The organism is Pseudomonas sp. MF6396 (assembly GCF_002018915.1).
Lineage (GTDB): Bacteria > Pseudomonadota > Gammaproteobacteria > Pseudomonadales > Pseudomonadaceae > Aquipseudomonas > Aquipseudomonas palmensis.
Window position 1 is genome coordinate 1 of record NZ_MVOK01000051.1, and the last position, 8,513, is coordinate 8,513.

7 protein-coding genes and 3 pseudogenes are annotated in these 8,513 nt (G+C 52.6%); all 10 read left to right on the forward strand.

The annotated features are described in order from the left end of the window. A partial coding sequence (locus tag MF6396_RS27240; RefSeq protein ID WP_238596494.1) for an RHS repeat-associated core domain-containing protein occupies positions 1–1,457 on the forward strand: 1,457 nt, incomplete at its 5' end. 3 nt (positions 1,458–1,460) lie between these two features. Further along, positions 1,461–1,997 (forward strand): hypothetical protein, encoded by a 537-nt coding sequence (locus MF6396_RS28595; protein WP_153046135.1) that lies wholly within the window; start codon positions 1,461–1,463, stop codon positions 1,995–1,997. Between the two features lie 178 nt (positions 1,998–2,175). Beyond that, positions 2,176–2,874: pseudogene (locus MF6396_RS29265) on the forward strand (RHS repeat domain-containing protein); the annotation flags it as partial. Between the two features lie 414 nt (positions 2,875–3,288). After that, on the forward strand, positions 3,289–3,981 hold the full coding sequence (locus MF6396_RS28600) for a hypothetical protein (protein ID WP_153046136.1): 693 nt from the start codon (positions 3,289–3,291) through the stop codon (positions 3,979–3,981). A 106-nt stretch (positions 3,982–4,087) separates the two neighbouring features. After that, positions 4,088–4,819 (forward strand): annotated as a pseudogene (locus MF6396_RS27250) (RHS repeat-associated core domain-containing protein); the annotation flags it as partial. Between the two features lie 342 nt (positions 4,820–5,161). Continuing rightward, complete coding sequence (locus MF6396_RS28605; protein WP_146095045.1) at positions 5,162–5,512, forward strand: hypothetical protein; 351 nt, start codon at positions 5,162–5,164, stop codon at positions 5,510–5,512. A 26-nt stretch (positions 5,513–5,538) separates the two neighbouring features. Next, the gene (locus MF6396_RS28610) at positions 5,539–6,147 is read left to right on the forward strand and encodes a hypothetical protein (RefSeq protein WP_153046137.1); all 609 of its coding nucleotides are present in this window, start codon (positions 5,539–5,541) and stop codon (positions 6,145–6,147) included. A gap of 14 nt (positions 6,148–6,161) precedes the next feature. Next, a pseudogene (locus MF6396_RS29270) lies at positions 6,162–7,214 on the forward strand (RHS repeat-associated core domain-containing protein); the annotation flags it as partial. Positions 7,215–7,604: 390 nt separating this feature from the next. Then, the gene (locus MF6396_RS28885; RefSeq protein WP_078481979.1) at positions 7,605–8,219 is read left to right on the forward strand and encodes a hypothetical protein; all 615 of its coding nucleotides are present in this window, start codon (positions 7,605–7,607) and stop codon (positions 8,217–8,219) included. 44 nt (positions 8,220–8,263) lie between these two features. Beyond that, positions 8,264–8,513, forward strand: a 250-nt coding sequence (locus tag MF6396_RS28615) for a hypothetical protein (protein ID WP_153046138.1), incomplete at its 3' end; no start/stop codon positions are given.

Sequence of the window (8,513 nt, forward strand, 5' to 3'; positions counted from 1 at the left end):
GCCAGGACGGCAAATCGACCCTGCTCAAGCGTGAGTATCAGTACGACGCGGTAGGCCAGCTGAGCGACATCCACGACACCCGTCGTGGTCATCTGGCCTACCAGTACGACCCGATTGGCCGCCTGTTACAGGCCACCAGCCGCCTGGGCGTGGAGACCTTCGCCTTCGACCCGGCCGGCAACCTGCTGGACGACAAGCACCACGAGCCGACGCGGCCGCTGGAGCGCACGCCAAAGCGCAACCGTTTGATGGACAACCTGCTGCGCGAATATGCGGGCACGCACTACACCTATGACGAGCGGGGCAACCTGAGCCACCGGTTGCACAACGGTGTGCAGGCCCGCTTCACCTGGGACCTGTTCGACCGCTTGCAGGCTTACAGCGACGACAAGCTCAAGGTCGAGTACAGCTATGACGCCCTCGGGCGACGGTTGCACAAGCACTCGACGGCGCATTACTGGAACAAACCTGAAGCCGGTACTGGCTGGAACCAGCTGGAGCGAGCCAAGCGCCAGCGCGAGCTGAACTGCGGCTTCACCCTGTTCGGCTGGGACGGCGACACCCTCGCCTGGGAAAGCTCGCCTGCGCAGGATGAAGGTGGCACCGGGCGCACGGTGCACTACCTGTACGAGCCAGGCAGCTTTGTGCCGGTGGCGCAGGCTCTGCGCAAGGCCCCGATACGGTTGTACAAGGAGCCGGACTGGAGCAACCGCCCCTACGACATCGACCAGGACCCGCTCTGGCAGCAAGCGGCCTCGCCACAACCCTTTGATGCGATTGCCTGGTACCAGTGTGACCACCTGGGTACGCCGATGGAACTGACCGACTACAACGGCGACGTGGCGTGGTCGGCGCAGTACAAGGCGTGGGGTGAGGTGAAACAAGAACGTTCGGCCTGGGCGAAACAGGTGGGGTTGAACAACCCGATCCGCTTTCAGGGCCAGTATCACGACCATGAGACGGGTCTGCACTACAACCGGTATCGGTACTATGATCCGGCGGTTGGGCGGTTTGTTGGGCAGGATCCGATCAGTTACTTTGGTGGGTTGAACCTGTTCATATATGCGCCGAATCCGATTGACTGGATAGATCCATTTGGGCTGGCTAAACGGGGACCTAAGACCAATGGTGAAGGGCCGCATAACCAAGTCATTCATGCTTGGGGGCGAGAGGTTCAAGCATCAGGGGGTACCGTTCTAGCTGGAGGTGGCGTTGAAAAAGAGAATTTAATTAAAACTCCTGGAGGTAATAAAGAGGGACGCCGGCCGGACATTATCTATAGAGATGCTGATGGCAAAGTTGTCTATGGGAATGTAGGGAAAGTCAAAGCTGATGGGAGCACACCAGTCCCGCGCGAGCAAAAAGCTATGGAAGACTTACGTACCAAAACTTTAGGTGTCGATAGACCAGCTGATGTTCAATTTCGACCTTATAACAAAAATTGTCCGTCGAGGTGAGTCATGGAAAAAACAGTTTTTATGGATTTTCAAGAGTACATTGGAGTGGTTAATGAGTTGAGGGATGAAACTGGGTTTGGAGTGTATATCTCATACCGAATGAATGAACCATTTCTACTTGTAAAAGATAGGGGCTTTGTAAGGCTCGATTCATTTGAGCTCTTTCCTCAAATGAAAATAATAATGGGCTCAGATCGCGACTTTTCCTTCAAGGGGAAAGCCCAGATTGAAGTTGACAGGAAGGATAAAGTTGGTTTTGTTCGTGCTTGCTATGGGGGGGAAGACGAATATGCTATTGGAGCAACAATTTTTAGTGGTGATAAATCTGAGTCTGAAAAAGTTATTGATCGTGTACTGACAAGAATTTTGAAGAAAATAGCACGCAAAGGTGTTAAGGACTCAGGGGGGAATGTTAGTTATGTTACCGATCGATATTACTGGACCGAAGGAGCGTTTGTTTCAGGGAAGAACTGGCATTTGTTCCTTGGGCGGGGAGTGGATAGGCCGAAAAACTCTTGTCCTGGATACTTTCCGAAGTAGCAAGTTTTTGGGGTTACTTAATTTTATGGTCGCGTAGGCTTGCTTTTTAAGATTGGTTCCTCTCTATCCGTCCGGGAATCTCAGCCGCCAACTGCACAGGAGTACGCAGGTAGGTCACTAGTACCCATTTGGCTGTTTAAAAAGATGCGGCGACGGCAACCACAAGGCCGAGTTCATCTATAACGCCCTTGGGCGGCACTTGCACAAGCATTCGGCGGCGCATTACTAGAACAAACCTGAAGCCGGTACTGGCTGGAACCAGCTGGAGCGAGCCAAGCGCCAGCGCGAGCTGAACTGCGGCTTCACCCTGTTCGGCTGGGACGGCGACACCCTCGCCTGGGAAAGCTCGCCTGCGCAGGATGAAGGTGACACCGGGCGCACGGTGCACTACCTGTACGAACCGGGCAGCTTTGTGCCGGTGGCGCAGGCTCTGCGCAAGGCCCCGATACGGTTGTACAAGGAGCCGGACTGGAGCAACCGCCCCTACGACATCGATCAGGACCCGCTCTGGCAGCAAGCGGCCTCACCACAACCCTTTGATGCGATTGCCTGGTACCAGTGTGACCACCTGGGTACGCCGATGGAGCTGACCGACCACAACGGCGACGTGGCGTGGTCGGCGCAGTACAAGGCGTGGGGTGAGGTGAAACAAGAACGTTCGGCCTGAGCGAAACAGGTGGGGTTGAACAACCCGATCCGCTTTCAGGGCCAGTATCACGACCATGAGACGGGTCTGCACTACAACCGGTATCGGTACTATGATCCGGAGGTTGGTCGGTTTATTGGGCAGGATCCGATCAAGTATCTGGGCGGGGCAAACTTGTTTGCTTATGCCCCGAATCCAATCTTCTGGATTGACCCGCTGGGGCTGGCGAAGAAGCAACCGGTAAGGGAGGTCAATGGGTGTCCGATTATTGGTACGGGGCAGAAAACTGGTGGGGAAGGGCATGCGCAGATGTCGGAAGACATCGCGGAACAGATGGCCATGAGTGGGAATTATGAGCGGGTGGGTGTGAACGTTGCTGTTAAAACTGTGACTGGTGTTCCTACAGATCCGATTACACGTCCTGATGTGACGGGGCTGCGTAAGGATGGCAAGGTAGATATCGTTGAGGTGCCATCGCCTACCGATCAGTCACACAAGCTAAGAGCGAAGGGACAGAACACCTTGCAAGGCTTAGGTGATCGTGCTGGTGCATACAGAGAAACGGAAAAAACACGTCGGAGTAATTAAATGGTTACAGCTTACAATTTTCTAGTGGCTCATCCTCGGCCCGGCCACGATTTGAGTATGTCTATGTCGTACTCAGTGATGAAAGAGTGGATGCAGAAAATGGGAGGCAGGATTGATCGCTATGGCGGGAAAAATGGCGGTGTGATTAAGTTTAGTGAAGGAAAGTTAATTAAGGAGTTGGGAGGGGGCAAGATAGAATCGATTGAACTATATTCTGAGCGTATTTTGGAAAAGGGGGAGGTGCGTGAGACACTGAATTGTGAATGCTCTGCTGTACTAGCAAAAGATGTAGGTCTGGTTCTTTCAGTTTCTTCAGGAAGATCGAATATTTCAAATTTGGTAAATTCGTTTTTCGAGTATTCTGAATGGTGTGCGTCATTTGATTATGCTTACGCCTATTCCGAAAATCATGCGTATGGGTTTGGTTATGCGCAAGGTATACATACAGTTGATGAGAGTCACCCGTTAACATGGTCAGGCGGGGATGAGGTTATTATGTGGTTGAAGATGCAGTGGGCTGGAAAGCAAGATTTTTATATTCGAGATGTTTATGCGGTAAATCTATTTTCTCCTCGAAAATTGAGCGCGCTGCCTTCTAACAAACTGCATCAGCTTAAGTCTGCCATGGTTCGATATGGTGAATGCTCCGTCAAGGAGGGTTTCACTGTGTGGATATTGAACGAAAGCGAGCGAGAGATGGCTCGAAAAGAGCTCGCTGAAGTCGAGCTTCTGGCAGCGTGTATGGCATAGATTATTGAATCACCTTTTCAGGCTTGAATTGCTAAAGCGCACCATCGACCGCACGACGGCGTGCGGTCCCAGTATCTGGGGCCTTTTCGACTGACTGCACCACTACTACAACGATGACAAGCTCAAGGTCGAGTACAGCTATGACGCCCTCGGGCGACGGTTGCACAAGCATTCGACGGCGCATTACTGGAACAAGCCTCAGGTGGGGGCCGGCTGGAATGAGCTGGAGCGAGCCAAGCGCCAACGCGAGCTGAACTGCGGTTTCACCCTGTTCGGCTGGGACGGCGACACCCTCGCCTGGGAAAGCTCGCCTGCGCAGGATGAAGGTGGCACCGGGCGCACGGTGCACTACCTGTACGAGCCTGGCAGCTTTGTGCCTGTGGCACAGGCTCTGCGCAAGGCCCCGATACGGTTGTACAAGGAGCCGGACTGGAGCAACCGCCCCTACGACATCGACCAGGACCCTCTCTGGCAGCAAGCGGCCTCGCCACAACCCTTTGATGCAATTGCCTGGTACCAGTGTGACCACCTGGGTACGCCGATGGAGCTGACCGACCACAACGGCGACGTGGCGTGGTCGGCGCAGTACAAGGCGTGGGGTGAGGCGAAACAAGAACGTTCGGCCTGGGCGAAACAGGTGGGGTTGAACAACCCGATCCGCTTTCAGGGCCAGTATCACGACCATGAGACGGGTCTGCACTACAACCGGTATCGGTACTATGATCCGGCGGTTGGGCGGTTTGTTGGGCAGGATCCGATCAGCTATGCGGGTGGGTTGAACTTATTCGTATACGCACCAAACCCTATTGATTGGATCGACCCTTGGGGGCTGGCGCGGATCAAAAACGCAGTTGAGGGAGATAGGCGGCATCAGGAGTTTAATGCGGAAATGAGAATTAAGCATCCAAATGCCACTATTCAAAGTGAATGCTACTTACGGGACTCGAATGGCAGATCTGTGAAGGATCCTGAGACGGGAGAGCGACGTAGAGTTGATACTGCAATCATTGAAGGCGGCGCTGCCACAACTCATGAGGTTACTAGTATGAGCGCAGATAAACGCGATCAAATTGATAAGGAACGTCGGATTCGCGAAGCCGGTGGGGTGTTTGTCAAAGATCGAAGTACGGGGGAATTGGTCCCTGTATTAGGAATTTCAACAGTTGAAAGGAGAATCTAAATGTATTCGGATTATACAGTCTGGGATATTGACGGCGTGTTGGAGGCGTATCGTGAAGTTCCTGAGTGGAGAGAAAGTGTAGAGATTGGTTATAAGTCACTTTTTTTGTTTATGGAGAGAAATGGTCTTCTTAATTGTAAGGTGAGTAATGAACTGGGTGAAGTGGTTAAGCGCTCTATTAAAGCAAGCGAAATAACTGAAGAGGGGCGACTCCTAACACGAGGGCCAAAAAATCCAGTGGGGAAATGGATGAGATCTAAGGGGGGGCAGAAAAATCCTCCCGACATGAAAATTCTAGAAAAAGCACTAGCAGAAATACGCGCTAGTAAGGCTGCTGAAAAAAAATCTTGACTTTATGAGGTTTCGAGAGGGGCGGAATGTGGTTACTAAGAAATGATGTTAGGTCGGGTGATGTTTTTTATATTCCGGACATGTCAAAAGATGGGCGTGTAGGCTTTGTTCTGGCACGGTTAATTGAACACGTCGAGTGCAATCTTGGTGCTCTGATAGAAGTATTCAAGAACTTCTATTTGGAACCACCGAAAAATATTCATGAGGTTGATTTATCAGAGAGATTGTTTCGCCCTATCTTATGCTCACTTCGGTTTTCCGAAATACCGAGGTGGAAGATTTTGTTCAGTGATCCAGAGTATGTAAGAGAGGATTCAAATTATAAGGATATAGTTATCGAGCTCCATTCAGAATGTTGGGTTGGTGGAAAGAGTGTTCCTAAAGCAATCGGGGATCGTGGTTTCTCTCGTTCTGCTAGTTGTGAGGGAGCGACTTGTTGGAGAATGCACCGTATTATTTTTCGTGTGAATGCGCATCTGTCAGGAATTCTAGGTGGCCAAGATCAATTTTTGATGGAAAAACTTCCTGAAAATATGAGGATTGGTAACAGCGAAGCTGAGCAGAAAGTTATTGGCTTAGCTAACGAGGTGGACACTTTGTTTAGATCGTGGTCAACCAGGAAGAGAACTAAATAGAAGGATGAGTGCATTTGCTGGGCAGCCAGGACGGCAAATCGACCCTGCTCAAGCGTGAGTATCAGTGCGACCCGATTGGCCGCCTGTTGCAGGCCACCAGCCGCCTGGGCGTGGAGACCTTCGCCTTCGACCCGGCCGGCAACCTGCTGGATGACAAGCACCACGAGCCGACGCGGCCGCTGGAGCGCACGCCCAGGCGTAACCGGTTGATGGACAACCTGCTGCGCGAGTATGCGGGCACGCATTACACCTATGACGAGCGGGGCAACCTGAGCCATCGGTTGCACAACGGTGTGCAGGCCCGGTTCACCTGGGACCTGTTCGACCGCTTGCAGGCTTACAGCGACGACAAGCTCAAGGTCGAGTACAGCTATGACGCCCTTGGGCGACGCTTGCACAAGCACTCGACGGCGCATTACTGGAACAAACCTGAAGCCGGTACTGGCTGGAACCAGCTGGAGCGAGCCAAGCGCCAGCGCGAGCTGAACTGCGGCTTCACCCTGTTCGGCTGGGACGGCGACACCCTCGCCTGGGAAAGCTCGCCTGCGCAGGATGAAGGTGACACCGGGCGCACGGTGCACTACCTGTACGAACCCGGCAGCTTTGTGCCGGTGGCGCAGGCTCTGCGCAAGGCCCCAATACGGTTGTACAAGGAGCCGGACTGGAGCAACCGCCCCTACGACATCGATCAGGACCCGCTCTGGCAGCAAGCGGCCTCACCACAACCCTTTGATGCGATTGCCTGGTACCAGTGTGACCACCTGGGTACGCCGATGGAGCTGACCGACCACAACGGCGACGTGGCGTGGTCGGCGCAGTACAAGGCGTGGGGTGAGGTGAAACAAGAACGTTCGGCCTGGGCGAAACAGGTGGGGTTGAACAACCCGATCCGGTTCCAGGGTCAGTATCACGACCATGAGACTGGGCTGCATTACAACCGGTATCGGTACTATGATCCGGCGGTTGGGCGGTTTGTTGGGCAGGATCCGATTGGATATGCGGGCGGGTTGAACCTGTTTGCGTATACGCCGAATCCGGTTTACTGGATCGATCCATTAGGTCTTGCCGGAAATCCAGCAACGGCGACGCATGTTACGTATCAAGCAATTGATCAGCAGACAGGTAAGCCGTATATAGGTTATGCAAGTATGCCTGGGGATAGAGTCGGGTGGATGTTGTAAAGTATCGATATGGCGGAAATTATGAGCGCTTTGGGGGAACAGCTCCTCGGGTCGCATATCGCGGATACGGTCAGGATGGAAAGGACACTGCCAGAGGACTAGAGCAACATTATTTTGTGGAAAACGATGGGCTAGACGGAACTGCAAACAAACAGAATCCGGTTGGGAAGAATAACAAAAGGCGTCAAGAATATACTGATGCCGCTAATCGAAATTTGGATTCTCAAGGCTTCGGCGGGTCTGTAGTATGCGAGCTCTAACTAAGGGGTGGGTGATTTGAAAAAAAGAATAGTATGGAAGATAGGTGATTTTCTTGTGATGCAAGTAAGGGATGGCCTTTATACGGTAGGGCGTATGGCTGGGAAGACAACTTTGTGTATTTACAATGTCTTTCGTGAAAACGATCATTGGGACGATGTTGATTGGACTAGGGTAGAAGTTCTTTTTGAAGTTTTCGTGGGGGCTGTTGTGCAGAAGAATTTGGGTGTGCGTAAAATATCTATAGAAGGAATTAGATCTAGGGTTTTTGCGCGGCAACGTTACTGGATAGATCCGTATTCTTCGTTGGATGTTTCGCATTTCAAGGGTGGGCGAGGAACCTTTCCGTTTTATGGTGGAAGACTAATAGACGTAGGAGAGGGTGAGAATCCAGAAACATATGGGGCTTCGGTAATAAAACACGATCTGTCGGTTTGTGATGATCGAGAGATTATTGAAACGTATGAGCTTACAAATATGTGGGGTGATCTTGACCTCGCCGACAGATTAGCTCGCTATTACGATACAGGCGTAAATAGAGACGATCTTAAGTTTGAAGTTTTTCCGGGGCTCTGGAAGGATCGTGAAAAGCTTCGGCCTCTCACGCGCCGATTACCTGTTCCATTGCGGTGACGAATTCAGGCAAAAATCTGCCGACACCTCACGCGCTGAAATGAGTGAGTCGGCTATGCTCCGGGAGGCTTAAACGGTGGGCGCGGCGCTCACGTTATCTCGACCCCGTCAGGCGCTTCACCTCCCGCATCCCCAGCCAGGGCGAGCAGCGCGAGGAAGAGACCTTCGCCTACGACGGCAACGGCAGGCTGATCCAGGCCATCAACGCCGCGAGCAAACTGCAGTGGTTCCATGACGAGGCCGGCAACCTCGTTCGTGAACACCAGCACTACCTGGCCACCGGCACCCCGATGG